The sequence below is a fragment of the Kitasatospora sp. NPDC048662 genome, from assembly GCF_055587065.1.
Map to the genome: position 1 here is coordinate 128,321 of NZ_JBVJHA010000011.1, position 25,966 is coordinate 154,286.

The window sequence follows — 25,966 nt, forward strand, 5'->3', positions numbered from 1 at the left end:
TGTTCCCGGGCGGCTTTCCATGTGGGGAGGGTCGGCCGGGCGCGGAAGGCCACCGTGCCGCCGGTACGATGAAGGTTGATCCGTCTGCACGTAGGAGTGTCCTTGCCCGACGAGGTTGTGCCCACGGCTGCGACTGCCAGTTCCCGCCCTTCGCCCGGCGGGATGCGGGCTCGCCTCGCTCGGCTGGGCGGACAGCGCAGTTCGATGGTCAACCCGGTGCTGGAGCCGCTGTTCCGGACCATCCGGGCCAACGACCCGAAGGCCGATCCGGCCCTGCTCAAGGACATCGAGCGGGCGTACGCGGTGGCCGAGAAGTGGCACCGCGGGCAGAAGCGCAAGAGCGGCGACCCGTACATCACGCACCCGCTGGCGGTGGCGACCATCCTGGCCGAGCTGGGCATGGACGCGCCGACGCTGATGGCGGGCCTGCTGCACGACACCGTCGAGGACACCGACTACGGCCTGGAGACGCTGCGGCACGACTTCGGCGACTCGGTGGCGCTGCTGGTCGACGGCGTCACCAAGCTGGACCGGGTGAAGTTCGGCGAGGCGGCGCAGGCGGAGACCGTCCGCAAGATGGTCGTCGCGATGGCCAAGGACCCGCGGGTCCTGGTGATCAAGCTCGCCGACCGGTTGCACAACATGCGCACCATGCGCTACCTGAAGCGGGAGAAGCAGGAGAAGAAGGCCCGCGAGACGCTGGAGATCTACGCCCCGCTGGCGCACCGGCTGGGCATGAACACCATCAAGTGGGAGCTGGAGGACCTGGCCTTCGCCATCCTCTACCCCAAGATGTACGACGAGATCGTCCGGCTGGTGGCCGAGCGTGCCCCGAAGCGCGACGAGTACCTGGCGACCGTGATCGACCAGGTGCAGGGCGACCTGCGCGGGGCGCGGATCACCGCGCAGGTGACGGGCCGCCCGAAGCACTACTACTCGGTCTACCAGAAGATGATCGTCCGGGGCCGGGACTTCGCCGAGATCTACGACCTGGTGGGCATCCGGGTCCTGGTCGACACCGTCCGCGACTGCTACGCGGCGCTGGGCACCATCCACGCGCGGTGGAACCCGGTGCCGGGGCGGTTCAAGGACTACATCGCGATGCCCAAGTTCAACATGTACCAGTCGCTGCACACCACGGTGATCGGTCCCGGCGGCAAGCCCGTCGAACTCCAGATCCGCACCTTCGACATGCACCGCCGCGCCGAGTACGGCATCGCCGCGCACTGGAAGTACAAGCAGCGGGCGGTGGCCGGCGCGTCCAAGGTGCGCACCGACACCCCGACCCACAAGCGGCAGCACGACAAGGCCGACGCGGTCAACGAGATGGCCTGGCTGCGGCAGCTGCTGGACTGGCAGAAGGAGACCGAGGACCCCAGCGAGTTCCTGGAGTCGCTGCGCTTCGACCTGTCCAGCAACGAGGTGTTCGTCTTCACCCCGAAGGGCGACGTGATAGCGCTGCCCGCGAAGGCCACCCCGGTGGACTTCGCGTTCGCGGTGCACACCGAGGTCGGCTGCCGGACCATCGGCGCCCGGGTGAACGGCCGGCTGGTGCCGCTGGAGTCGACGCTGGAGAACGGCGACACGGTCGAGGTGTTCACCTCGAAGGCGGAGAACGCCGGCCCGTCCCGGGACTGGCTGAACTTCGTCAAGTCGCCGCGGGCCCGGAACAAGATCCGCGCCTGGTTCTCCAAGGAGCGCCGCGAGGAGGCGATCGAGCAGGGCAAGGAGGCGATCGCCCGGGCGATGCGCAAGCAGGGCCTGCCGATCCAGCGAATCCTCACCGGGGACTCGCTGGTCACCCTCGCCCACGAGATGCGCTACCCGGACATCTCCTCGCTGTACGCGGCGATCGGCGAGGGCCACGTCGCCGCGCCGGCCATCGTGCAGAAGCTGGTCCAGGCGATGGGCGGCGAGGAAGGCGCGGTCGAGGACCTCGTCGAGACCACCACCCCGTCGCACCAGCCGCGTTCGATGCGTCGCCGGGCCAAGGGCGACCCGGGCGTGATCGTCAAGGGCGTGGACGACGTGTGGGTGAAGCTGGCGCGCTGCTGCACGCCGGTGCCCGGCGACCCGATCGTCGGCTTCATCACCCGCGGCAACGGCGTCTCGGTGCACCGCGCGGACTGCGTCAACGTCGAGTCCCTGCAGCAGCAGCCCGAGCGGATCATCGACGTCGAGTGGGCGGCCACCCAGTCCTCGGTGTTCCTGGTGGCCATCCAGGTGGAGGCGCTGGACCGCTCCCGGCTGCTGTCCGACGTCACCCGGGTGCTCTCCGACCAACACGTCAACATCCTGTCCGCGGCGGTGCAGACCTCCCGCGACCGGGTGGCGATGAGCCGGTTCACCTTCGAGATGGGCGACCCCAAGCACCTCGGCCACGTGCTGAAGGCCGTCCGCGGCGTCGAAGGCGTGTACGACGTGTACCGGGTCACCTCCGCCCGCAACAAGTAGCACCCCGCGCGAGCACTCCGCGTGCAGGCCGCCCCCGCCCCGCCGACACTGGCCGGGTGGGGGCGGCCCGCTCATTCCCGGAGGCACCGTGCACGCGATTCGGACGACGACGGCGGTGGCCGTCGCGGCGGCTGTTGCGGCCCTGACGGCCGGCTGCGGCGGCTCGGGGCACTCCGCCGGACCGGCCGCCGCGGGCAGCCCGGCGGCGGCCGGCCAGAGCGTCACCACCCCGGCCCCCGGCAGCGACAACGGGGTGGCCGGCCGATCGGCCGAGGAGATCCTCCAGCAGTCCGTCCAGGCCCTCACCGACGCCCACGCGGTCCGGGCGGTCGGCACGGTCGGCGGCGAGGGCCAGGCAATCACCATGGACCTGCGGCTGGACACCGCGGGCAACTGCACCGGCACGCTGGGCCAGGCCGGTGTGGGCAGCTTCCAGGTGGTGAAGGCCGGGCAGGAGCTGTGGGTCAAACCCGACCAGGCGTTCTGGCAGAGCCACGGCGGATCCGCGCTGGCCGACGCGGTCGGCGACCGCTACCTGAAGACCACCAGCGACGACCCCGACTTCGGCGACATCGCCGGCCTGTGCGACCTGGGCGCCCTCGCCGACCAGCTCGGCAGCACCGCGAGCGACCTCGCCAAGGGCGCCACCAGCACCGTCCAGGGCCGCCCGGCGATCGCCCTCACCCGCGGCACCGACAGCGGCACCGCCACCCTGTACGTGGCCACCGACGGGTCGCCGGTGCCGCTGCGGCTGGAGCAGTCCGTCGGCGCGGTCGAATTCAGCGAGTTCGGCACCCCGGTGCCCTCCGCCACCCCCGGCCCCGACCAGAGCGTGGACATCGACCAGCTCCAGCCCGAGGCCGGCCCCACCACGATCTGAGGGATCGCGGTCCTGGGCGGGCCGTGCCGCGCCACGGAGGCGCGTGTCCCTGATCGTGCGGGGGACGGGCTTCGGCGGGATCGAGCTGGGGGAGGGGGCGGCTGCCACCCCGGGCCTGCCGTGATCCTTCAGGAGGAGCAGGCGGCCGAGAGGATCGTCCATCCGCGCAGCGTGGCGTGGATCGTCGAGCGGAATGCGGCCTCGGCCGTGGGGCCGTCGAGGGCCCCGCCCAGTTCGAGAGTCAGCGGGTCGGCGCCGCCGACAGGTCCTGGAACAGGCCGGCGACGGCTCTGTCGCGCACCGCGCCGATCAGCCCGTCCTTGCCGCCGAACAAGGGGGCGTCGCCGCACGCCTGCACCGGGCGATCATCGCCGAGCCCGGCCCGATGGACGGCCCCACCGCACACCTCACCGGCCACGAGGGCCGGGAAACCGCACACGGCATCGCGCCCGCCCCGACCGGACCGCGATCGACCTACGTCCCCCGGTACGCCGTGGCCTTCGGCCTCATGCGACTCGGACTCCTCAGCCCCGACACCGGACTGATCGGACAGGCCGAAGGCGACAACGCGTTCACCGCCGCCGATCTCGGCAGCGACAACCGGGGCAGCACGACAAGGGGCCCGGCCGCCGAACGGCGACCGGGCCCCTCTGCCGAAGCCGTGTCAGGAGCTGAACTCCTGCAGCGACTTCTGCGCCTGGTCGAGCAGCGCCTGACGGCCCGCCAGCTCCGCCTCCAGCTTGGCGGCCTTCGACGTGTTGCCGGCCGCGCGGGCCTTGTCCAGGTCGGACTGCAGCTTGTCGACGGCGGACTGCAGCAGCGCGGTCATGCCGGTGGCGCGCGCCCGGGCCTCCGGGTTGGAACGCTGCCACTCGGCCTCCTCGGCCTCGCGGACGGCACGCTCCACCGTGGCCAGCCGGCCGTCCAGCTTCGGACGGGCGTCGCGCGGGACGTGACCGATCGCCTCCCAGCGCTCGGCGATGTCGCGCAGCGCGGCCTTGGCGGCCTTCAGGTCGGTGATCGGCAGGATCGCCTCGGCCTCGACCAGCAGCGCCTCCTTGGCCTTCTGGTTCTCGCCCTGCTCGGCGTCACGCTCGGAGAACACCGCGGAACGCGCCTGGAAGAAGACGTCCTGGGCGCCGCGGAAGCGGGCCCACAGCTCCTCCTCCGCCTCGCGCTGGGCGCGGCCGGCGGCCTTCCAGCGGGTCATCAGGTCACGGTAGGCGGCCGCGGTCGGGCCCCAGTCGGTGGAGTTCGCGAGCTGCTCGGCCTCGGCGACCAGCTTCTCCTTGACCGCGCGGGCGTGGTCGCGCTCCGAGTCCAGGGCCGCGAAGTGTGCCTTGCGGTGCTTGGAGAACACCGAGCGGGCGTGCGAGAAGCGGTGCCACAGCTCGTCGTCGCTCTTGCGGTCCAGGCGCGGCAGCGCCTTCCAGTTGTCGACCAGGGCGCGCAGCCGGTCGCCGGCCTCCCGCCACTGGTTGGAGTCGGCGAGCTGCTCGGCCTCGGCGACCAGCGCCTCCTTGGCGGCGCGGGTCTCCTCCTGGGCCTTCGCCCGGGCGGCCTTGCGCTCGCTCTGCCGGGTCTCGATCTCACCGGCCAGCGTGTCCAGGCGCTTGGTCAGCGACTCCAGGTCACCGACCGCGTGCGCCTCGACGACCTGCGAACGCAGGTGCTCCAGCGCGGTCTGCGCCTCCTTGGCGGCCAGGTCGGTCTTGCGCACCCGGTGCTCCAGGAGCGCGATCTCCGCCTCCAGGCCCTGGTACTTGCGCTCGAAGTAGGCGAGGGCCTCCTCGGGGGAGCCGGCCTGCCAGGAGCCGACCTGGCGTTCGCCGTCGGCCGTCCTCACGTAGACGTTCCCCTGCTCGTCGACACGGCCCCACGGGTCGCTGCTCACAGCGCCTCCTCCACATGACGCCACGCCCACGGGCGGGAGCGTCGTCCACAGTTGATGTGCGGCGGACCGATGGAGTCCGCCGTCCCGAGCCGTCGTTGTCGTGCCGAGGGTGACGGCCGACGGTGCTGGGCACCCTATACAACAGCAACATAGGCGACCAGCGCCGGTGCTGTCCGCATCCGGCGCCGGTCGATTTTCGCGGCGGGTCAGCCCTTGGCCGCGGTGACGGCCTTGAGGTCGACCGGGGTGGCCGGCGGGCCGTCCGTCTGGCCGCCCTTGACGCCGGCCTCGGCGACCTTCTGGAGCACGTCCAGGCCGCCGGTGATCTTGCCGAACGGGGTGTACTGGGGCGGCAGTTGGGTGTCCTTGTAGACCAGGAAGAACTGGCTGCCGTTGGTGTTCGGGCCGGCGTTGGCCATCGCCACGGTGCCCGCCGGGTAGGTCGCGCCGGTCAGGTTCTCGTCCTGGAACTGGTAGCCGGGGCCGCCGCGGCCGGTGCCGGTCGGGTCGCCGCACTGGAGCACGAAGATGCCGTCGGTGGTGAGCCGGTGGCAGGTGGAGTTGTCGAAGTACTGCTGACCCGCCAGGAACACGAAGGAGTTGACGGTGTGCGGCGCCTTCGCCGCGTCCAGCGAGAGGGTGACCTTGCCCACCGAGGTGTCCAGCGTCGCGGTGTACGGCGCCGCCGCGTCGATCGACATGGCCGGCTCGGCCGCCCACTTCTTGCCGCTCTCCGACGGGGCGGGCGCGGCGGACGCCTTCTTGTCGTCCTTCTTGTCCGAGCCGAACACACCGGCCGCGGTCGCTCCGACGCCCGCCAGCACCACCAGGGCCGCCACCGAGGCCACCACGACGTTGCGCTTCTTGCGCTTGGTCGCCGCTTCGGCGCGCGCCTGCATCTGGCGCTCGTACTTCTCGCGGGCGAGCTGTCGCCGCCGCTGTTCGCTGCTGACCACCGGCCGTGTCTCCTACTGCACTGTGGGGAGTGGGACTTGTGACTGTCGTGTGCGCATCGTCGCACCCGTCGGCGGCCAAGTGTAGGGACCCCGCGCGTCAGTACGGGATCAATGCCACATGAGAAAGGCCTGAACGCGCGCGGGAACCGGTTCGCCCGCGGCCCCGTGCCGCCGGTAGGCTGCGGGGGAAACAAGACCGCCACCGTTACGAAACGAAGGACTCGCGTGTTCGTCGCCGGATTCCCCGCCGGGGCCTGGGGCACCAACTGCTACCTGGTCGCTCCCGCCGCCGGTGAGGAGTGCGTGATCGTCGATCCCGGGCACGAAGCGGCAAGCGGCGTCGAGGAGTTGATCCGCGAGCACCGGCTCAAGCCGGTCGCGGTCCTGCTCACCCACGGGCACATCGACCACATCGCCTCGGTGGTCCCGGTCTGCGGCGCCCAGGGCGTGCCCGCCTGGATCCACCCCGAGGACCGGTACATGATGGCCGACCCCGAGAAGGCCCTCGGGCGCTCCCTCGGGCAGCAGCTGATGGGCTCGATCACCGTCGGCGAACCGGACGACGTCCGCGAGTTGACCGACGGCGGCGTGCTGGAACTCGCCGGCATGCGGCTCACCGTCGATCATGCGCCCGGCCATACCAAGGGGTCGGTGACGTTCAGGACACCCGCAGCTCAGGACATTCCTCCGGTGCTGTTCTCGGGCGACCTGCTGTTCGCCGGCTCCATCGGGCGTACCGACCTCCCGGGCGGAGACAGCGGCGCGATCATGCGCTCACTGGCCCGGGTGTGCCTGCCCCTCGACGACGCGACCGTGGTGCTCTCCGGCCACGGCTCGCAGACCACCATCGGCCGAGAGCGCGCCACCAACCCCTACCTCCAGCAGGCAGCAGGGGCGGTCGGCGCCCAGGCTTTCCCGCGACGAGGAATGTGACGGAAGAGAAGTTGAGCACCTTCACGGCCCCCAAGGGCACCTACGACCTGCTGCCCACGGTGAACTCCGCGGCCTACCTGGAGATCCGCGAGCGGCTGTCCGCGCCGCTGCGCCGCGCCGGGTACGGCTACGTCGAGACGCCCGTGTTCGAGGACGTCAAGCTGTTCTCCCGCGGCGTCGGCGAGTCCACCGACATCGTCACCAAGGAAATGTTCCGCATCGCCAAGCGCCCCGAGAGCAACGAGGACCTGGCGCTGCGTCCCGAGGGCACCGCCTCGGTGGTCCGGGCGACGCTGGAAGCCAACCTGCACAAGCTCGGCAACCTGCCGGTCAAGCTCTGGTACTCGGGCAACTTCTACCGCTACGAGAAGCCGCAGAAGGGCCGCTACCGGCAGTTCTCGCAGGTCGGCGCGGAGGCCCTCGGCGCCGAGGACCCGGCGCTGGACGCCGAGCTGATCATCCTGGCCGACGACGCCTTCCGCTCGCTCGGCCTGCGCGAGTACAAGCTGCTGCTGAACTCGCTCGGTGACGCGCAGTGCCGCCCGGTCTACCGCACCGCGCTGGTGGACTTCCTGACCGGCCTCGACCTGGACGCGGACACCCGCCGCCGCGCCGAGATCAACCCGCTGCGCGTCCTCGACGACAAGCGCCCCGAGGTGCAGGCCCAGCTGGTGGACGCGCCCATGCTGCGCGACTACCTGTGCGAGGACTGCAAGGCGTACGACGAGAAGGTCCGCGAACTGCTCACCGCCGCCGGTGTCGCGTTCGTCGACGACCCCAAGCTGGTGCGCGGCCTGGACTACTACACCCGCACCACCTTCGAGTTCGTGCACGGCGGCCTCGGCGCGCAGTCCGCGATCGGCGGCGGCGGCCGCTACGACGGCCTGTCCGAGATGCTGGGCGGCCCGGCGCTGCCCTCGGTCGGCTGGGGCCTGGGCGTGGACCGCACCTTCCTCGCGCTGGAGGCCGAAGGCATCGAGCTCGACCTGCCCGTCACCACCGAGGTGTACGCGGTAGCGCTCGGCGAGGAAGCCAAGAACGTGCTGTTCGCGAAGACCGTCGAGCTGCGCCGGGCCGGTGTCGCCACCGACCTCGCGTTCGGCGTCAAGAGCATCAAGAACGCCATGAAGTCCGCGAACAGGTCCGGAGCGCGCTTCGCCCTGATCGCGGGCGACCGGGACCTCGCCGAGGGCGTGGTCCAGCTCAAGGACATGGAGTCCGGCGAGCAGACCCCCGTCTCCCTGGAGGCGCTCGTCACCACCCTGAAGGAGAAGCAGCTGTGATCCGCACGCACGACGCGGGCACGCTCCGACCGGAGCACGCCGGCACCACCGTCACCCTGGCCGGCTGGGTGGCCCGCCGCCGTGACCACGGCGGCGTGGCCTTCATCGACCTGCGGGACGCCTCCGGCACCGTGCAGGTCGTGGTCCGCGACCTGGAGTCGGTGCACGGGCTGCGCTCCGAGTACTGCGTGAAGGTGATCGGCGAGGTCCGGGTCCGCCCCGAGGGCAACGAGAACCCGGACATTCCGACCGGCGCCGTCGAGGTCGTCGTCGAGTCCATCGAGGTGCTGTCCGAGGCCGCGCCGCTGCCGTTCCAGGTCGCCGAGTACGAGCCGGGTTCGGTCAACGAGGAGGTGCGGCTGCGCTACCGCTACCTCGACCTGCGCCGTGAGGGCCCGGCCCGCGCGCTGCGGCTGCGCTCGAAGGTCAACCACATCATCCGCTCGGTGATGGAGGCGAACGACTACCTCGACATCGAGACCCCGTACCTGACCCGCTCCACCCCCGAGGGCGCCCGCGACTTCCTGGTCCCGGTCCGCCTCCAGCCCGGCCACTGGTACGCGCTGCCGCAGTCCCCGCAGCTGTTCAAGCAGCTGCTGATGGTGGCCGGCATGGAACGCTACTACCAGATCGCCCGCTGCTTCCGCGACGAGGACTTCCGCGCCGACCGGCAGCCGGAGTTCACCCAGCTCGACATCGAGGCCTCGTTCGTCGACCAGGAGGACATCCTGGCCCTCGGCGAGAAGATCATCGCCGCGATCTGGCGCGAGGTGCACGGGTACGAGATCCCCAACCCGCTGCCGCGGATGACGTACGCCGACGCCATGTCGCGCTACGGCTCCGACAAGCCGGACGTCCGCTTCGGCCAGGAACTCACCGACCTGACCGAGTACTTCAAGGGCACCGAGTTCCGGGTCTTCCAGGCCCCGTACGTCGGCGCGGTCGTGATGCCCGGCGGCGCCTCGCAGCCCCGCAAGCAGCTCGACGCCTGGCAGGACTGGGCGAAGGCCCGCGGCGCCCGCGGCCTCGCGTACGTCCTGGTGGACGCCGAGACCGGCGAGCTGCGCGGCCCGGTCGCCAAGAACCTGTCCGAGGAGCACCTGGCCGGCCTGGCCGCCGCCGCCGGCGCCAAGCCCGGCGACGCGGTGTTCTTCGCGGCCGGCAAGAAGACCGCCTCGCAGGAGCTGCTCGGCGCGGCCCGCCTGGAGATCGGCCGCCGCTGCAACCTGATCGACGAGTCCCAGTGGGCCTTCCTCTGGGTCGTGGACTTCCCGATGTTCGAGCCGATCGAGGACGACAAGGGCGAGTTCCAGGGCTGGCACGCGGTGCACCACCCGTTCACCGCGCCCACCGCCGAGTCGCTCGCCACCTTCGACACCGACCCGGGCAGCGCGCTCTCCAACGCGTACGACCTGGTGCTCAACGGCTCGGAGCTGGGCGGCGGTTCGATCCGTATCCACCAGCGCGAGGTGCAGAAGCGGGCGTTCGACGCGATCGGCCTGTCCGAGGAGGAGGCCGCCTCGCAGTTCGGCTTCCTGCTGGACGCCTTCAACTACGGCCCGCCGCCGCACGGTGGCATCGCGCTCGGCCTGGACCGCGTGGTCACCCTGCTGGGCGGCTACGACACCATCCGGGACGTCATCGCCTTCCCGAAGACCTCCACCGGCGGCGACCCGCTGACCGGCGCCCCCACCCCGATCACCCCGGCCCAGCGCCGGGAGGCCGGTGTGGACGCCAAGCCCAAGGCCAAGGAGGCCGCCAAGGCGGAGGCCGAGCCCACCGCCTGACGCACCGTCCGACGCGCGGCGCCTGAAGCCGTCTGACGCACCGTCGAAAACTGACGGAACATCACAAAGATCACGATTCGTTCCGGCCCCGGCCGGTGCGCGCCCACCAGGAGTAGGCTCGCACCGCCCGGGGCCGGAACGCTGCACGACGGGGTGCAGGGCGCAAGAAGGGTCAAGGATGACCGTACGAACCAGAGTTGAACTCCCCAGCGACACCGCCGAGACCCGGCGCGTACACATGGCGGCCTTCCCAGGCCCCGAAGAGGCGGACCTGGTGGACGCGCTGCGCCGCGACCCCGCCTGGCTGCCCGAACTCTCCCTGGTCGCCGTCGATGCCCGCGAGGTCGTCATCGGCCACGCCCTGCTCACCCGGCTGAAGATCGGCAGCGGCAAGGGACTTGCCCTCGCACCCGTCGCCGTCGCCCCCGAGTGGCAGCGCAAGGGTGTCGGCAGCGCCGTGGTGCGGGCCGCGCTGACCGCCGCCGCGGAGGCCGGCGAGCGCGTCGTGGTGGTCCTCGGCGACCCCGGCTACTACGGCCGGTTCGGCTTCGCGCCCGCTTCCGAACACCGCATCAGCGGACCGTACGACGTCCCCGACATGTACTTCCAGGTGCTCACGCTGCCCGGCGCGGACCGCGTCCCGCACGGAGTCTGCCGTTACCCCGCGCCGTTCGACGAACTCTGACTCCATGCCGCCACTGGCCGTCGGCCGACCTGCGTCGACCACCGGCGGCCCGTAGCCTGAGTGATCGTCGGCGGCACGGTGAGCGAAAGGCATGCGAAGTGGCGGATCCCAAGCGAGGCAAGAAGTCCGGCGGCGCCAAGAGCGTTCGGCGCGTCCCCAAGGGGATCTACGAAACCGAACTGCTCCGGCTCCAGCAGGAACTGGTCAAGATGCAGGAATGGGTCCGCAGCGACGGCATCCGGATGGTCGTGATCTTCGAGGGCCGGGACGCCGCTGGCAAGGGCGGCGCGATCAAACGCGTCACCGAGTACCTCAACCCCCGCAACGCCCGGATCGTCGCCCTCCCCGCCCCCACCGAACGCCAGCGCGGCCAGTGGTACTTCCAGCGCTACGTCGAGCAACTCCCGGCCGCCGGCGAGATAGTGCTGTTCGACCGGTCCTGGTACAACCGGGCCGGCGTCGAGAAGGTGATGGGCTTCTGCACCGAGGAGGAGTACTGGCAGTTCCTCCACCAGTGCCCCACCTTCGAACGGATGCTCATCGAGGCGGGCATCGTGTTGCGCAAGTACTGGTTCTCGGTCAGCGACATCGAGCAGGAACGCCGTTTCCGTGACCGCCTCGACGACCCCATGCGGCAGTGGAAGCTCTCCCCGATGGACGTCGAATCCATCACCCGCTGGGAGGAGTACTCGCGGGCCAAGGACGAGATGTTCATCCACACCGACATTCCCGAATCCCCGTGGAACGTCGTTGACAGCGACGACAAACGCCGCGCCCGCCTCAACATGATCGCCCACCTGCTCTCCTCCGTCCCGTACCACGAGGTGGTCCGCCCCGCGATCACCCTCCCTCCCCGGCCCGAACCGCGCGGCTACCAGCGGCCGCCGCGCGACCTCCAGAAGTACGTCTTCGACCACGCCGCGACCCTGCTCGCGCGGTGACCGCCCCCGGTTGACCGGTGCGGTTCGGCGGGTTTGCGATGGAGGGGATCCCGCAACGGCTGGAGGCACTCCATGTATGTCCGCACCGTCTACGCCACCGGAGACCCTGCCCTGCTGGAGGACAGCCTCGACGCGCTGCGCGGCGAGTCCGTCGAACTCCTCTCCGCGCAGCCCGGCTATCGCGGCTACGGGCTCTTCGCCAACCGGACACTCGGCACCCTCACCATGGGCTCCTGGTGGGACACCCCCGAACACGAGGCCGCGAGTGACACCGCGCTGGCCGACCGCCGGGACACGCTGCTGGTGCCGTTCGCCGCGACCGTCGCCGTCAACCGCTGGGACGTCGCCGCAGCGGAACCCGGGCCCGCCGTCGAGAACGGGGGCTTCCGGCTGACCCGCTTCGCGTTCGACGAGGCGCGACTGGACGGGGTGGTGAAGGGCTTCGAGGAGAGCGGCCTGCCGGCGATCAGGGAGATCGACGGGTACGTGGGGGCCGCCATGCTCATCGACCGCGGGCGGTCGGTAGGAGTGGTCGGAACGATCTTCGCGGACCGCGGGGCGTTCGATGCCTCGCGCGGGGCCCAGGCGGCGGTGCGCGCGGCGGCGAGCAGGGCTTCGGGGACGGTGATCTACGGGATGGAGGAGTTCGACGTGGTGCTGCTGCACCGGCCGCAATAATGGTCCGCCGGGGCGCTTCCACGTGCAGGTCACCGTCCTGCGTCGCGATCTTGCGGACGTGGCGCGTTCCCCTTCGCGCAGTTCCCCGCGTCCCTGTTTTCCCGCCGTATAGGGTTGCGTCTCGTGGACGAGCCCGACCTTTTCACGCATGCAGCCGAGGAACGCCAGAGTGCCGAGCCGGGGCGCGCCCCGCTCGCGGTGCGGATGCGGCCGCGGACCTTGGACGAGGTGGCGGGGCAGCAGCAGTTGTTGAAGGAAGGGTCGCCGTTGCGGCGGCTGGTCGCGGGGGCCAAGGGGCCGGCGGCGACGAGTTCGGTGATCCTGTGGGGGCCGCCGGGGACGGGGAAGACGACTCTCGCGCATGTGATCAGCCAGGCGGTGGAGGGCCGGTTCGTAGAACTTTCGGCGATCACGCACGGGGTCAAGGAAGTCCGCGCGGTGATCGAGGGCGCCCGTCGGGCGGTCGGGATGACCGGGCGGGAGACGGTGCTGTTCCTGGACGAGATCCACCGGTTCTCGAAGGCGCAGCAGGATTCCTTGCTGCCCGCGGTGGAGAACCGGTGGGTGACGCTGATCGCGGCGACCACCGAGAACCCGTACTTCTCGATCATCTCCCCGCTGCTGTCGCGGTCGCTGCTGCTCACCCTGGAGTCGCTGACGGACGAGGACATTCGCGTCCTGCTGCGCCGGGCGACCACCGACGAGCGGGGGCTCGGCGGGAGTGTGGAGCTGGCGGAGGAGGCGGAGGACCACCTGGTGCGGTTGGCCGGGGGTGATGCCCGGCGGGCGTTGACCATGCTGGAGGCGGCTGCGGGGGCGGCGCTGGAACAGGGCGGGGGCGTGCTGACGCTGGCGGCGACCGAGACGGCGGTGAACAAGGCGGCGGTGCGGTACGACCGGGACGGCGACCAGCACTACGACGTGGCGAGCGCGCTGATCAAGTCGATCCGGGGCAGTGATGTGGATGCCACGCTGCACTACCTGGCGCGGATGATCGAGGCGGGGGAGGACCCGCGGTTCATCGCGCGTCGGCTGATGATCTCGGCGAGTGAGGACATCGGTCTGGCCGACCCGACGGCACTGCCGACGGCGGTCGCGGCCGCGCAGGCGGTGGCGCTGATCGGTTTCCCGGAGGCGCGGATCATCCTGTCCCAGGCGGCGATCGCGCTCGCGCTGGCGCCGAAGTCGAACGCCGCGTACCTGGCGATCGACGCCGCACTGGCGGACGTCCGGCAGGGCTTGGCGGGCGCGGTGCCGGCGCACCTGCGGGACGCGCACTACGGCGGGGCGAAGAAGCTCGGGCACGGGAAGGGCTACCAGTACCCGCACGACCTGCCGGAGGGCATCGCCGCGCAGCAGTACGCGCCGGACGCGGTGCACGGCAAGGAGTACTACAAGCCGACCAAGCGCGGGGGAGAGGCCCGGTACGCGGAGATCGCGGAGTGGACCAGGGCCCGGCTCAAGGGCGAGTGAACCCGGTCGTCGCAGCCTGTAGACTATTCGCAGTGTGTCCCGGGCCCGGGGTTCCGCGAGGAGCGACCGGCCGCACCAGCGGGGCAACCAACGGAGGCCTCCCGCAAGGGAGTTCTCCAGGAGCGGCGCGCACCGGTTTTCGGTGTCGCGGGCAGCCCACCACCTTTCCCGGTCGGTGGGCCTCTCGTGTGCAAGCACATAGTGCCCGGTCGCGGAGAGCGGCTGACCATCCGGCGACGGACGGTTTTTCTCCGGGCCGCGAGAAGCGTCCTCCGTCAACACCTGGTGACAGCCGTATCTGAACAGGAAAAGGAAACATGGCGAACCAGAAGCGCCCCAAGGTCAAGATCGCCCGTGCTCTCGGCGTTCCGCTGACCCCGAAGTCCGTCAAGTACTTCGAGGCCCGCCCGTACCCGCCCGGCCAGCACGGCCGTGGCCGCAAGCAGAACTCTGACTACAAGGTCCGTCTGACCGAGAAGCAGCGTCTGCGCGCGCAGTACGACCTCAGCGAGAAGCAGATGGCGCGTGCCTTCGAGGCCGCCAAGAAGGTCGAGGGCAAGACCGGTGAGGCGCTCGTCGCCCTGCTGGAGGTCCGCCTCGACGCCCTGGTTCTGCGTTCGGGCATCGCCCGCACCATCTACCAGGCCCGCCAGATGGTCGTGCACGGTCACATCGAGGTCAACGGCTCGAAGGTCAACAAGCCGTCGTTCCAGATGAAGCCGGGCTACGTCGTCACGGTGAAGGAAAAGTCCAAGGAGAAGGTCCCCTTCCAGGTGGCTCGCGAGGGTGGCAACGCCGGCGAGGGCCAGACCCCGAAGTACCTCGAGGTCAACCTGAAGGCCCTGGCCTTCCGCCTGGACCGCGCGCCGCAGCGCCGCGAGGTTCCGGTTGTCTGCGACGAGCAGCTGGTCGTCGAGTACTACTCGCGCTGACCCGCGAGCGGAACGCCCCCTCGGTCCTCGGACCGCGGGGGCGTTTCCCGTTTCCGGGCCCCCGGGGGCCGCCCCCGAACGGCCTCAGGCGCCGAGGGCGCGGCGGACGGCGGCGTCCAGGTCGAGGCCGGTGCCGAGGCGGAAGGCTTCCTCGTACTGCTGGCCGGTGAGGGCGGCGCGGGTGCGCCGGGCGCAGGCGCGGTGCGGGCGGCCGAAGGTGCGGGAGCCGAAGAAGGGCGTGCCGAGGTCCGTCCAGAGGCGGTGTGCGGCGCCTTGGAGGACGCGGGCCTGGTACGGGTCGGGGGTGGGGTCCTCGGCGGCGAGCAGGGCCAGCAGGTCCAGCGCGAGGACGGTGCCGAGGGGGTCGCGCAGCGGATGGGCGAGGCGGATCGACTCGCGGGCGAAGTCCCTGGCGGCCCGGGGCCGGCCGGACTGCCGGCGGGCCCGGGCCAGCGCGTACAGGCAGTACCCGTGCGCCCACTGCTCGCCGTGCTGCTCGCAGTGCTCGCGGGCGCGTTCGGCCCAGGCGGTGCCGTTCGGGCCGTCGCCGAGGGACAGGTGGGCCAGGGCGAGCCCCGCCATGGCCGTCAGGACGTGGGTGTCGAGTTCGCCGAGGGCGGTGTAGTGCCGCAGTGCCTCGTCGAGGAGTTCGGCGGCGCGGGCCGGGTCGTCGCCGAGCAGGGCGGCGCAGCCCCGGCGGTGGACGGCGTGGGCGAGGGCCCGCCGGTCGCCGGTGTCCAGGGCCTGGCGGTGGCACTCGGCGAGGGCCGGGCGGGCGCGGTCCTGGTCGCCCTGGAGGGCGGCGAGGTGGCCGGTGACCCAGAGGGCCTTGGCGCGGGCTTCGGTGGGTTCGGGGGCGCGGGCGAGGGCGCGGTCCAGCCAGTGGCGGCCCTCGCCGAGGCGGCCGGTGCCGAGCCAGAAGTACCAGAGGGTGCCGGCCAGGGCCAGGGCGGACTGTTCCTCGCCGGGTTCGGCGAGCGAGAACTCCAGGGCGGCGCGCAGGTTCGGGTGGGCGAGGCGGGTGCGTTCGGCGGTCTCGGCCTGCTGGGGGCCGAACCATTCGACCTCGCCCCAGGTGGCGACGGACAGGTACCAGTCGCGGTGGCGGCGCAGCAGCCGCCGGTGGTCCTCGCCGGTCCGCAGCCAGTGGCCGCCGTAGTCGCGCAGGGTGTCGAGCATCCGGAACCGGGCGGGTTCGCCGTCGCGGCGTTCCAGGACGGACTTGTCGGCCAGCGAGTCGAGCAGGGCGAGGATGTCGTCGAGGTCCAGCCCGTCGCCGGCGCAGACGTATTCGGCGGCGTCCAGGTCGAAGTCGCCGGCGAAGACCGACAGGCGGGCCCAGAGTAAACGTTCCTGCGCGGTGCAGAGTTCGTGGCTCCAGCCGATCGCGGTGCGCAGCGTCCGGTGCCGGGCCGGGGTGGTGCGGCCGCCGCCGGTGAGCAGCCGGAAGCGGTCGTCCAGCCGGGCCAGCAGTTGCTCCACGGACAGCGCGGGCAGGCGGCCGGCAGCCAGTTCCAGGGCCAGCGGGAGGCCGTCCAGGCGGCGGCAGAGCAGTGCCACCTCGGCGCGGTTGGCGGCGGCCAGGCGGAAGCCGGGGCGGGCGGCGGCGGCCCGGTCGGCGAACAGCAGCACGGCCTCCGAGTCGGCCCGGCCGGGGGCCGGCTCGACCGGCAGCGGGGCCAGCGGCAGCAGGTGCTCGCCGGCCGCCCGCAGTGACTGCCGGGAGGTGGCCAGCACCCGCAGCCCGGGCGCGGCGCACAGCAGCGTGTCGACCAGTTCGGCGCACGCTCCGGCCAATTGCTCGCAGCCGTCCAGCACCAGCAGCAGGCGGCGGTCGGCGAGCCGGTGGGCCAGCGCCTCCAGCGGCGCGCGGGCGGTGGGCCCGGCCGGCCCCAGTGCGGCCAGCACGGTGCGGCCGAGCAGCAGCCCGTCCCGCAGCCGGCCGAGCTCGGCGAGGTGCGCGCCGTCCGGGAAGCCGGGGGCCAGCCGGGCGGCGGCCCGCAGTGCCAGCCGGGACTTGCCGACGCCGCCCGGGCCGGTCACGGTGACCAGCCGGGAGCGGCCCAGCAGGGCGGCAAGGGCGTCGAGTTCGGCGGCCCGGCCGACGAACGCGGTGGCTTCGGCGGGCAGCCGGCCCGGCCCTCTCGACGCTGCCGCCATGCCGTCCAAGGGACGCCCCCGTCACTAGGAACCCGTTCGACCGGTGGGCCCGTACTCCGCGAGCCAACTCCCCAACGAGGTGACCGGGCGGTAGGTTACGCGCCGTGTTCGCACATCCGACCGGTTCGGAGCCGGGGCGGACCTGCCGATATCCGGTCGGGGAGCGGTCGGCAGTCACGGTAGGGTTCAACCCTGGGATTGCACCCTGAAATTGCACGAGTGTGACTGGCACAGGCGAGGGAGCGCGCGAAGGTGTCCGTGGGAGAGCTGGCCGGGCTGCTGGTCGCCGTCTTCTGGGCGGTCCTGGTCACCCTGCTCGCCGTGGTCCTGGTCCGGCTGTCCAGGGTGCTGCGGGAGGCCACCGTCCTGGTCTCCGCCGTCACCGAGCAGGCCGTGCCGCTGCTGCAGGACGCGAACGCCGCCGTCCGCAGCGCGCACGAGCAGCTGGAGCGGGTGGACGAGATCACCGCCAACGTCCAGGACGCCGCGGCCGACGCCAAGGCGCTGTCCTCCACGGTGGCCGCCACCGTCGGCGGGCCGCTGGTGAAGCTGGCCGCGTTCAGCTACGGCGTGCGCCGGGCCGTGAACCGGCAGCAGGCCGGGCCCGCGGTGCCGCAGCAGAGCGGTGAGCGCGAGGAACTGGCCCGGCTGATCCGGGCCGAGGTACGGGCCGCGACCGCGCCGCGCGGCGGGCTGCTGGCCCGGGTCCGCCGGGCCGTGAGGGGCTGACCGGCGATGGTGCGCAGGATCTTCTGGATGGCGGTCGGCGCGGGCGCCACCGTCTGGGCCATGAACAAGGCCAACGAGGCGGTGCACCGCCTCACGCCCGACTCGCTGTCCGGCAGCGCCGCCCGCGGCGCGCTTCAACTCGGCGACGCCGCACGGCAGTTCGCCCGCGACGTGAAGGCCGGCATGGTCGAGCGCGAGCAGCAGCTGCGCTCCGACCTCGGCCTGGACGGCACCGCGGTCGTCGAACCGCCCCGCCGCCGCACCCTCAGCGGCGCGGCCGGGTCGGGCGGGGACCGAGCTATCTCGGCGGCCCCGGGCTCCCCGGCCGCCGCCCTGCCCACGTCCCGCGGCACCCGCCGCACCACCCCCCAGGCAATCGTTGCCAAGCCCCGTCAGCGCGAGCTGCCGGGCCGCACGACCGATCGGAAGGACCCCCACTGATGGAGTCGGCAGAGATCCGCCGCCGCTGGCTGCGCTTCTTCGAGGAGCGCGGCCACACCGTCGTACCGTCGGCCTCGCTGGTCGCCGACGACCCCACCCTGCTGCTGGTCAACGCCGGCATGGTGCCCTTCAAGCCGTACTTCCTCGGCGAGGTCAAGCCGCAGTTCTCGCGCGCCACCAGCGTGCAGAAGTGTGTCCGCACCCTGGACATCGAGGAGGTCGGGAAGACCACCCGGCACGGCTCGTTCTTCCAGATGTGCGGCAACTTCTCGTTCGGCGACTACTTCAAGGAAGGCGCCATCAAGTTCGCCTGGGAGCTGCTCACCAGCTCCGTCGCGGACGGCGGCTACGGCCTGGACCCCGAGAAGCTCTGGATCACCGTCTACAAGGACGACGACGAGGCCGAGCAGATCTGGCGCGACGTCATCGGCGTCCCGTCCGAGCGGATCCAGCGCCTGGGCATGAAGGACAACTTCTGGTCGATGGGCGTCCCCGGCCCGTGCGGCCCGTGCTCGGAGATCAACTACGACCGCGGCCCCGCGTACGGCGAGGAGGGCGGCCCGGCGGTCAACGGCGAGCGCTACCTGGAGATCTGGAACCTGGTCTTCATGCAGTACGAGCGCGGCCACGGTGACGGCAAGGACGGGTTCGAGATCCTCGGCGACCTGCCGAGCAAGAACATCGACACCGGCCTCGGCCTGGAGCGCCTCGCCGCCGTCCTGCAGGGCGTCGACAACCTGTTCGAGATCGACACCAGCCGGATGATCCTCGACCGCGCCGCCGAGCTCACCGGCCACAGCTACGGCGCCGACCACAAGTCGGACGTCTCGCTGCGCGTGGTCACCGACCACTTCCGCACCGCGCTGATGCTGGTCGGCGACGGCGTCACCCCCGGCAACGAGGGCCGCGGCTACGTGCTGCGCCGCATCCTGCGCCGGGCGATCCGCAACATGCGCCTGCTGGGCGCCACCGAGCCGGTCGCCAAGGACCTGATCGACATCTCGATCAAGGCGATGGCCCCGCAGTACCCGGAGCTGGAGACCGACCGCAAGCGCATCGAGACGGTCGTGGTCGCCGAGGAGAACGCCTTCCTCCAGACCCTGCGCTCCGGCACCAACCTGCTGGACGCCGCGGTCACCGAGACCAAGGCCGGCGGCGGCGTGGTGCTCTCCGGCGAGCAGGCGTTCAAGCTGCACGACACCTACGGCTTCCCGATCGACCTCACCCTGGAGATGGCCGAGGAGCAGGGCCTGCAGGTGGACGAGGCCGGCTTCCGCCGCCTGATGCAGGAGCAGCGCGACCGCGCCAAGGCGGACGCCAAGGCGAAGAAGATGGGCCACGCCGACGTCGCCGCGTACCGCGAGGTCGCCGACAGCGCCGGCGCGTCCGTCTTCACCGGCTACACCGCCACCGAGGGCGAGGCCACCGTGGTCGGCCTGCTGGTGGACGGCGTCCCGTCGCCGGCCGCCGGCGAGGGCGACGAGGTCGAGCTGATCCTCGACCGCACCCCGTTCTACGCCGAGGGCGGCGGCCAGCTCGCCGACCACGGCCGGATCCGGCTGGACTCCGGCGCGGTCGTCGAGATCCGCGACGTGCAGCAGCCGGTGCCGGGCGTCATCGTGCACTCCGGCGGGGTGCTGTTCGGCGAGGTGGTGCTCGGCGCGTCCGCGTACGCCACCATCGACACCGAGCGCCGCCGGGCCATCGCCCGCGCCCACTCGGCGACCCACCTGACCCACCAGGCGCTGCGCGACGCGCTCGGCCCGACGGCCGCCCAGGCCGGCTCGGAGAACGCGCCCGGCCGCTTCCGCTTCGACTTCGGCTCGCCCGCCGCCGTGCCCGGCAGCGTGCTGATCGACGTCGAGCAGAAGATCAACGACGTGCTGACCCGCGAGCTCGAGGTCACCGCCGAGGTCATGACGATGGACCAGGCCCGCAAGCAGGGCGCCATCGCGATGTTCGGCGAGAAGTACGGCGACTCGGTCCGCGTGGTCACCATCGGCGACTTCTCCAAGGAGCTGTGCGGTGGCACGCACGTCGGCAACACCGCCCAGCTGGGCCTGGTGAAGCTGCTCGGCGAGTCCTCGATCGGCTCCGGCGTGCGCCGCGTGGAGGCGCTGGTCGGCGTTGACGCGTACAAGTTCCTGGCCCGCGAGCACACCGTGGTCTCCCAGCTCACCGAGCTGGTCAAGGGCCGCCCGGAGGAGCTCCCGGAGAAGATCTCCGGCATGCTCGCCAAGCTCAAGGACGCCGAGAAGGAGATCGAGAAGTTCCGCGCCGAGAAGGTGCTGCAGGCCGCCGCGGGCCTGGCCGAGGGTGCGGAGGACGTCAAGGGCGTGGCCCTGGTCGCCGCCCGGGTCGCCGACGGCACCGGTGCGGACGAGCTGCGCAAGCTGGTGCTGGACGTCCGCGCCCGGCTCGGCAACCGCCCGGCCGTGGTCGCCGCGTTCACCGTGGCCAACGACCGCCCGCTGACCGTCATCGCCACCAGCGAGGACGCCCGCGCCCGCGGCATCAAGGCCGGCGAGCTGGTCCGCACCGCGGCGAAGACGCTCGGCGGCGGCGGTGGCGGCAAGGACGACGTGGCGCAGGGCGGCGGCAGCAACCCGGCCGCGGTCGGCGAGGCGATCGAGGCCGTGCGGGCACTGGTGGCCGAGCGCGCGTGAGTGAGGATCACAGCGTCGAAGAGAAGGTCTTCCGGCGCGGCCGGCGGATCGCCGTGGACGTCGGTGACGCCCGGATCGGGGTCGCGGTCTGCGACCCCGACGGGCTGATCGCCACGCCCGTGGAGACCGTCCCCGCCGGGGGCCGCTCGCAGGCCCGGCTCAAGGCGATCGTCGAGGAGTACGACGCGATCGAGGTCGTCGTCGGCCTGCCGCGCTCGCTGAGCGGCAAGGAAGGCCCGGCCGCCGCCAAGGTCCGCGACTACGCGGGCCGGCTGGCCGCGCTGGTCGCCCCGGTCGGCGTGCGGCTGGTGGACGAGCGGATGACCACCGTCACCGCCGCCGCCGGACTGCGCGCCTCCGGCCGGTCCTCGAAGAAGGGCCGCTCGGTGATCGACCAGGCCGCGGCCGTGGTGATCCTCCAGGCCGCCCTTGAGACCGAACGGGTGAGCGGACGCGCACCCGGCGAGAGTGTCGAGCCGGTGGCCTGACCGGCCGGGGCTAGGTTCCGATCCGGGGCCCGTGCGGACGCGCGTCCGCACGGGCCCCGATCGCTGCCCGCCGCCGGGAGGCCCCGCCTTGACCGACCCGTACACCGCCCCCGGGCTCACCCCCGGCCACCTCGGCGCCCCCGTCCTCGAACCCGAGGGCGCCCCGCCCGGTCTGCCGTACGGTGTCGAACCGCCCGACCCCGGCCGCCTGCGCACCGGCGCGGCCTGCTGCCTCAGTGTGGCCGGCCTGCTCGGGGTGGCGACAGCCGCCGCCGTCGCGGTGTTCCTGGCCTGGCCCGAGGGCAAGAAACCCGCCCCCGACTTCACCGGCGCCGGCAGCGGCCGGGTGCAGGTCTCGGTGGCCCAGGGCGCCAGCATCACCCAGATCGGCAAGACCCTGACGGCCAAACACGTCATCGCCTCCACCCGGGCGTTCACCGAGGCCGCCGCCAAGAGCCCGGCCAGCAACCGGATCCAACCCGGCACCTACACCCTCAAGGAGAAGATGTCGGCCGGCGCCGCACTCAACGTGCTGCTCGACCCCGCCAACGCCAACGCCCTGACCATCCCCGAGGGCTGGCGCACGACCCAGATCTACGCCGCCATCGACACCCGGCTCGGCCTGGCCGCCGGCACCACCAAGGCCACCGTCGAGGAGCACCTCGCCGAACTCGGGCTGCCCGCCGACGCGACCGGTCACCCGGAGGGGTACCTGTTCCCGGCCAGCTACCCCATCACCGGCGACAGCACGGCACTCGGTCTGCTCCAGGAAATGGTGAAGGAAGCCAGCAGCGAGCTGGGCGGCGGCGCCGTCGCCGAGGCCGCCGCCGCGAACAACGTCACGCCCTACGGCCTGCTCGCCGTCGCCAGCCTCGCCCAGGCCGAGGCCGACAACCCCGAGGACATGACCAAGGTCGCCCGGGTCGTCTACAACCGGCTCGCCAGGAACATGCCGCTGCAGCTCGACTCCACCATCAACTACGCGCTCGGCCGCTCCACCCTCACCACTACCGTGGCCGACACCAAGCTCGACTCCCCGTTCAACACCTACGCCCACTCCGGCCTGCCACCCACCCCCATCGGCAACCCCGGCCGGGACGCGCTGCGCGCCGCGATCCACCCCGCCGACGGTGACTGGCTGTACTTCGTGACCGTCCAACCCGGGGACACCCGGTTCACCGACAGCGCGGACCAACATCGGAAGAACGTCGACGAGTTCAACGCACACCGCGCACAGAACCCGTCCCCGACCGACTCCGGCCCCTCACCTTCCGTTCCCTGAACAACAGGGAGTGACGCCCGTTGGCTACGCTGCGGTACGGTAACGTCTCCCAGAACGGGCGGCACTAGCACGCCGGTTCGACGGACACCCTGGACGCGGTAAGGGGATCGATGACTGATCAGAGCGGGCGCTACGGCGCCCAGGGCGACCAGGCGTGGTTCCCCGGTGAACAGCAGCAGCCTCCGTACGGCCAGCAGGACTTCGGCCAGCAGTATCCGCAGGGGTACCCGCAGCAGCAGGGTGTACCGCAACAGGGTGTGCCGCAGCAGGGGTTTCCGCAGCAGGGCGTGCCGCAGCAGCAGGTGCAGCAGGTGCAGCAGGTTCCGCAGCAGCAGATGCCGATGGGTGGCCAGGGTTACCCGCAGCAGCAGGGCTTCGTCCAGCAGCAGCCGCAGGGGTATCCGCAGCAGGGCGTGCCCCAGCAGGGGGTGACGCAGGGCGGTCAACAGCAGTTCGCGCAGCAGCAGTTCGTCCAGCAGCAGGGCTTCCCGGGTGGGCAGCCGATGCAGCAGCAGGTTCCGCAGCAGCAGATGCCGATGGGCGGGCAGGGCTACCCGCAGCAGCGCGGGGCGACGCAGGGCGGTCAGCAGCAGTTCGTCCAGCAGGGGATGCAGCAGCCGATACAGCCGGGGATGCCCCAGCAGGGCGTTCAGCAGCCGGGCATGCCGCAGCCGGGCATGCCGCAGCAGGTGCAGCCGCAGCCGGGCATGCCCCAGCAGGTGCAGCCGCAGCCGGGCATGCCGCAGCAGGTGCAGCCGCAGGTCGCGCCGCAGGCCCGGGTGGCCGAGCCGGCCGGTGGGCCCGGTCCGGACGGGATCGACTGGGAGGCGGAGGCCGCCGCGCTGGACAACCCGGGTTCGGCGCCCGCCGTGGCCGAGCCGGACGAGTACGACGAGCATGCGGGCGAGTCCGAGCAGTGGGCCGAGGACGAGTACGCCGAGGAGGAGGGCGGGACCGCCGCCTTCTTCTCCGAGCAGGACAACTCCCGCGAGGCCGAGCGCAAGCGCAAGGAGAAGGGCAAGAAGTCCGGCCGCCGCAACCGCGGCGCCTGCCTGGTGGTCGCCCTGGTGCTGCTCGGTGCGACCGGCGGCGCCGGCTGGTGGGGCTACGGCATGTACCAGGAGCGGTTCGGCCCGCCGCCGGACTTCGAGGGCGAGGGCACGGGCTCGGTCAACATCACCGTCGCCTCCGGCGCGGGTGGCGACGCGATCGGCAAGACCCTGAAGGACGCCGGCGTGGTCAAGAGCATCAAGGCGTTCAGCGTCGCGTACGAGAAGGACCCCAAGGGGCGAGGCATCCAGCCCGGCGTCTACACGATGAAGCACCAGATGTCCGCCGCCGCGGCGTTCAAGGTACTGCTGGAGTCGAACGGCGGCAACGCGCTGGTCATTCCCGAGGGCCTGAAGGCCGTGGAGATCTACGCCAAGATCGACGAGAAGCTGAAGCTCGACAAGGGCACCACCGCCAAGATCGCCAAGGAGCAGGCCGGCAGTCTGGGTCTGCCCGCGTACGCCAACAACAACCTGGAAGGCTTCCTCTGGCCGACCCGCTACTCGGTCGCCGACGGCATGAAGCCCGAGGAACTGCTGAAGCAGATGGTGACGAACGCCGTCCAGAAGTACAACGACCTCAAGCTGGACGAGGCGGCGCAGAGGATCGGCCTGAAGAACGCGTACGAGGTGGTGACCGAGGCCAGCATTCTGCAGGCCGAGGGCAACAACTCCGAGGACTTCGGCAAGATGGCCCGCGCCATCTCCAACCGGCTGACCACCAACGTCACCCAGCACAAGCTGGCCGTGGACACCACTCTCCAGTACTCGCTGGGCCGCACCAAGCTGACCGATCAGGAGATCAAGGACGGCTCGAACAAGTACAACTCGTACATTAACCCGGGACTGCCGCCGACCCCGATCAGCAACCCCGGCCAGGAGGCGCTCGACGCCGTCCTCAACCCGACGCCGGGCGACTGGGTGTTCTGGCTGGCCGTCTCGCCGCAGGAGACCAAGTTCGCGGTGACCGGCGCGGAGCACGCCAAGAACACCGAGGCGTGGTGCATCGGCAGGGGCAAGAAGTACGACGCCAAGAGCGTCACCTGCACGTCCTGACCGCAGAACACCGCCGACCGGTCCGGCAGGCGATACGGCTTTGCGGGTGGGTCGGGTGCAGCCGGTAGCGTGAGGCGCATGGAGACGTCGCAGAGCGTGGAGCACCCGGCCGGGGCACCGTTGCTGGAGGCCGAACGTGTGGATGTGGTCCGCGACGGGCGGTACCTGCTGAAGGACGTGTCGCTGACGGTGCGGGCGGGGGAGCACTGGGCGGTGCTCGGGGCCAACGGGGCGGGCAAGAGCACCTTGCTCTCGCTGCTGGGGGCGGTTCAGCATCCGACGGCGGGCCGTGTGAAGGTGCTCGGGCGGCAGCTCGGGCGGGTGGATGTGCGGGAGTTGCGGGCGCACCTCGGGCATGTGAATCCGCGGCATCCGCTGCGCTCGCCGTTGACGGTGCGGCAGGTGGTGCTGACCGGTGTCACGCAGTCGATCGAGCCGGATCCGTTTCGCAAGCCCACGGCCGAACAGCTCGACCACGCCGAGGAGTTGATCCACACGCTGGGCGTCGGGCACCGGGCCGACAGTGCCTGGACGACGCTCTCGCAGGGGGAGCGCGGGCGGGTGCTGATCGCCCGTGCACTGATGCCCGCGCCGCGGCTGCTGTTGCTGGACGAGCCCGCGACCGGGCTGGATCTGACCGCGCGCGAGCAGTTGCTGGAGAGCCTGGACGAGCTGCGCCGGCGCTTCCCGGAGGTGGCGTCCGTGCTGGTCACCCATCACCTGGAGGAGCTGCCGGAGACCACCAGCCACGCGCTGCTGCTGCGCGACGGCCTGGCCACCGCCGCCGGACCGGCCGCCGAGGTGCTCACCACCGAGTTGGTCTCCGAGTGCTTCCGGCACCCGATCCGGATCGGCCACAGCGAGGGCCGGTGGACGGCCCGCACTCGCCGGGGCGCCGTGTGACCGTCCGGGCCGCGGCTCGGGCGCTGCGCCCCGCGACGGATGCGGACCTGGAGGCATGGTCGAGCCGAGGGCGGCGGCGATGCGCCCCGGCCCGGAACGCCTCGCCCGCGACGGCGAGCACCGGGTCCGGCGCCGGATGTGCGACGGGTACCGGCCCGTGCGTACCTCGGCGCTGGAGGTGCCCGGCGTTCCGGCGCCGGCCGGGTGTCTGCCGCGCCGCCCGGGCGGGCAGCGGCCCGGCACGCCGGTGCCGCGTGGCCGCAGCCTTGGCGCCGTCGTGCTGTGCTCCGCTTTGG

At 71.8% G+C, this 25,966-nt stretch carries 20 protein-coding genes; 17 read left to right on the forward strand and 3 right to left on the reverse strand.

Annotated elements, in window-relative coordinates:
* Positions 1 to 162: 162 nt before the first annotated feature.
* Together ACZ6R9_RS26175 and ACZ6R9_RS26180 are read left to right on the forward strand one after the other, a co-directional pair.
* The gene (locus tag ACZ6R9_RS26175; RefSeq protein WP_380488034.1) at positions 163 to 2,454 is read left to right on the forward strand and encodes a RelA/SpoT family protein; all 2,292 of its coding nucleotides are present in this window, start codon (positions 163 to 165) and stop codon (positions 2,452 to 2,454) included.
* Positions 2,455 to 2,542: 88 nt separating this feature from the next.
* On the forward strand, positions 2,543 to 3,334 hold the full coding sequence (locus tag ACZ6R9_RS26180) for a hypothetical protein (protein ID WP_380488037.1): 792 nt from the start codon (positions 2,543 to 2,545) through the stop codon (positions 3,332 to 3,334).
* A gap of 664 nt (positions 3,335 to 3,998) precedes the next feature.
* Here the strand turns inward: ACZ6R9_RS26180 and ACZ6R9_RS26185 are convergent.
* Both ACZ6R9_RS26185 and ACZ6R9_RS26190 read right to left on the reverse strand, forming a co-directional pair.
* Positions 3,999 to 5,228: a DUF349 domain-containing protein gene (locus tag ACZ6R9_RS26185; protein WP_380488039.1), complete on the reverse strand. Its 1,230-nt coding sequence runs from the start codon at positions 5,226 to 5,228 to the stop codon at positions 3,999 to 4,001.
* Positions 5,229 to 5,434: 206 nt separating this feature from the next.
* On the reverse strand, positions 5,435 to 6,184 hold the full coding sequence (locus tag ACZ6R9_RS26190; RefSeq protein WP_380488041.1) for a peptidylprolyl isomerase: 750 nt from the start codon (positions 6,182 to 6,184) through the stop codon (positions 5,435 to 5,437).
* Positions 6,185 to 6,409: 225 nt separating this feature from the next.
* Between ACZ6R9_RS26190 and ACZ6R9_RS26195 the strand changes: the two genes are divergently transcribed.
* The 8 genes from ACZ6R9_RS26195 (at position 6,410) to rpsD (ending at position 14,896) form a co-directional block, all read left to right on the forward strand.
* Positions 6,410 to 7,117 carry an MBL fold metallo-hydrolase gene (locus tag ACZ6R9_RS26195; RefSeq protein ID WP_465540677.1) on the forward strand — a complete coding sequence of 236 codons (708 nt, stop codon included), beginning with the start codon at positions 6,410 to 6,412 and terminating at the stop codon, positions 7,115 to 7,117.
* An 11-nt stretch (positions 7,118 to 7,128) separates the two neighbouring features.
* The gene (gene hisS, locus ACZ6R9_RS26200) at positions 7,129 to 8,400 is read left to right on the forward strand and encodes a histidine--tRNA ligase (RefSeq protein ID WP_380488046.1); all 1,272 of its coding nucleotides are present in this window, start codon (positions 7,129 to 7,131) and stop codon (positions 8,398 to 8,400) included.
* Positions 8,397 to 10,187, forward strand: a complete 1,791-nt coding sequence (aspS, locus tag ACZ6R9_RS26205) for an aspartate--tRNA ligase (RefSeq protein WP_380488048.1) — start codon at positions 8,397 to 8,399, stop codon at positions 10,185 to 10,187. The genes hisS and aspS overlap by 4 nt, the downstream gene beginning before the upstream one ends.
* A 178-nt stretch (positions 10,188 to 10,365) precedes the next feature.
* Positions 10,366 to 10,872 carry a GNAT family N-acetyltransferase gene (locus ACZ6R9_RS26210; RefSeq protein ID WP_465540680.1) on the forward strand — a complete coding sequence of 169 codons (507 nt, stop codon included), beginning with the start codon at positions 10,366 to 10,368 and terminating at the stop codon, positions 10,870 to 10,872.
* Between the two features lie 164 nt (positions 10,873 to 11,036).
* Complete coding sequence (gene ppk2, locus ACZ6R9_RS26215) at positions 11,037 to 11,813, forward strand: polyphosphate kinase 2 (RefSeq protein WP_380488136.1); 777 nt, start codon at positions 11,037 to 11,039, stop codon at positions 11,811 to 11,813.
* A gap of 72 nt (positions 11,814 to 11,885) precedes the next feature.
* Positions 11,886 to 12,491, forward strand: a complete 606-nt coding sequence (locus ACZ6R9_RS26220; RefSeq protein WP_380488052.1) for a hypothetical protein — start codon at positions 11,886 to 11,888, stop codon at positions 12,489 to 12,491.
* 123 nt (positions 12,492 to 12,614) lie between these two features.
* Positions 12,615 to 13,964: a replication-associated recombination protein A gene (locus ACZ6R9_RS26225; RefSeq protein ID WP_380488054.1), complete on the forward strand. Its 1,350-nt coding sequence runs from the start codon at positions 12,615 to 12,617 to the stop codon at positions 13,962 to 13,964.
* Between the two features lie 317 nt (positions 13,965 to 14,281).
* Entirely contained in the window at positions 14,282 to 14,896 is a 615-nt protein-coding gene (rpsD, locus tag ACZ6R9_RS26230; protein WP_035860039.1) for a 30S ribosomal protein S4, read from the forward strand.
* Between the two features lie 84 nt (positions 14,897 to 14,980).
* Here rpsD and ACZ6R9_RS26235 read toward each other — a convergent pair whose 3' ends face one another.
* Positions 14,981 to 17,056, reverse strand: a complete 2,076-nt coding sequence (locus ACZ6R9_RS26235) for an ATP-binding protein (RefSeq protein ID WP_465540682.1) — start codon at positions 17,054 to 17,056, stop codon at positions 14,981 to 14,983.
* Between the two features lie 252 nt (positions 17,057 to 17,308).
* Between ACZ6R9_RS26235 and ACZ6R9_RS26240 the strand changes: the two genes are divergently transcribed.
* The 7 genes from ACZ6R9_RS26240 (at position 17,309) to ACZ6R9_RS26270 (ending at position 25,670) form a co-directional block, all read left to right on the forward strand.
* Positions 17,309 to 17,785, forward strand: coding sequence for a DUF948 domain-containing protein (locus ACZ6R9_RS26240; protein ID WP_380488058.1), 477 nt, complete (start codon positions 17,309 to 17,311; stop codon positions 17,783 to 17,785).
* Positions 17,786 to 17,791: 6 nt separating this feature from the next.
* Positions 17,792 to 18,226: a DUF6167 family protein gene (locus ACZ6R9_RS26245; protein WP_380488060.1), complete on the forward strand. Its 435-nt coding sequence runs from the start codon at positions 17,792 to 17,794 to the stop codon at positions 18,224 to 18,226.
* Entirely contained in the window at positions 18,226 to 20,892 is a 2,667-nt protein-coding gene (gene alaS, locus ACZ6R9_RS26250) for an alanine--tRNA ligase (protein ID WP_380488062.1), read from the forward strand. The genes ACZ6R9_RS26245 and alaS overlap by 1 nt, the downstream gene beginning before the upstream one ends.
* Positions 20,889 to 21,380, forward strand: a complete 492-nt coding sequence (ruvX, locus tag ACZ6R9_RS26255) for a Holliday junction resolvase RuvX (protein WP_465540685.1) — start codon at positions 20,889 to 20,891, stop codon at positions 21,378 to 21,380. Before alaS ends, ruvX begins: the two co-directional genes overlap by 4 nt.
* A gap of 88 nt (positions 21,381 to 21,468) precedes the next feature.
* Entirely contained in the window at positions 21,469 to 22,662 is a 1,194-nt protein-coding gene (gene mltG / locus ACZ6R9_RS26260) for an endolytic transglycosylase MltG (protein WP_465540687.1), read from the forward strand.
* A 110-nt stretch (positions 22,663 to 22,772) separates the two neighbouring features.
* Complete coding sequence (mltG, locus tag ACZ6R9_RS26265) at positions 22,773 to 24,767, forward strand: endolytic transglycosylase MltG (protein WP_465540689.1); 1,995 nt, start codon at positions 22,773 to 22,775, stop codon at positions 24,765 to 24,767.
* Positions 24,768 to 24,845: 78 nt separating this feature from the next.
* On the forward strand, positions 24,846 to 25,670 hold the full coding sequence (locus tag ACZ6R9_RS26270; RefSeq protein WP_380488070.1) for an ABC transporter ATP-binding protein: 825 nt from the start codon (positions 24,846 to 24,848) through the stop codon (positions 25,668 to 25,670).
* Positions 25,671 to 25,966: the final 296 nt, after the last annotated feature.

Excerpts from the sequence above, each read along its gene's own strand:
- ACZ6R9_RS26175 (WP_380488034.1), top strand. The coding sequence starts at position 163 with ATGCGGGCTCGCCTCGCTCGGCTGGGCGGACAGCGCAGTTCGATGGTC.
- ACZ6R9_RS26210 (WP_465540680.1), top strand. The coding sequence starts at position 10,366 with ATGACCGTACGAACCAGAGTTGAACTCCCCAGCGACACCGCCGAGACC.
- ACZ6R9_RS26220 (WP_380488052.1), top strand. The coding sequence starts at position 11,886 with ATGTATGTCCGCACCGTCTACGCCACCGGAGACCCTGCCCTGCTGGAG.
- rpsD (WP_035860039.1), top strand. The coding sequence starts at position 14,282 with ATGGCGAACCAGAAGCGCCCCAAGGTCAAGATCGCCCGTGCTCTCGGC.
- ACZ6R9_RS26235 (WP_465540682.1), bottom strand. The coding sequence starts at position 17,056 with ATGGCGGCAGCGTCGAGAGGGCCGGGCCGGCTGCCCGCCGAAGCCACC.
- ACZ6R9_RS26245 (WP_380488060.1), top strand. The coding sequence starts at position 17,792 with ATGGTGCGCAGGATCTTCTGGATGGCGGTCGGCGCGGGCGCCACCGTC.
- alaS (WP_380488062.1), top strand. The coding sequence starts at position 18,226 with ATGGAGTCGGCAGAGATCCGCCGCCGCTGGCTGCGCTTCTTCGAGGAG.
- mltG (WP_465540689.1), top strand. The coding sequence starts at position 22,773 with ATGACTGATCAGAGCGGGCGCTACGGCGCCCAGGGCGACCAGGCGTGG.
- ACZ6R9_RS26270 (WP_380488070.1), top strand. The coding sequence starts at position 24,846 with ATGGAGACGTCGCAGAGCGTGGAGCACCCGGCCGGGGCACCGTTGCTG.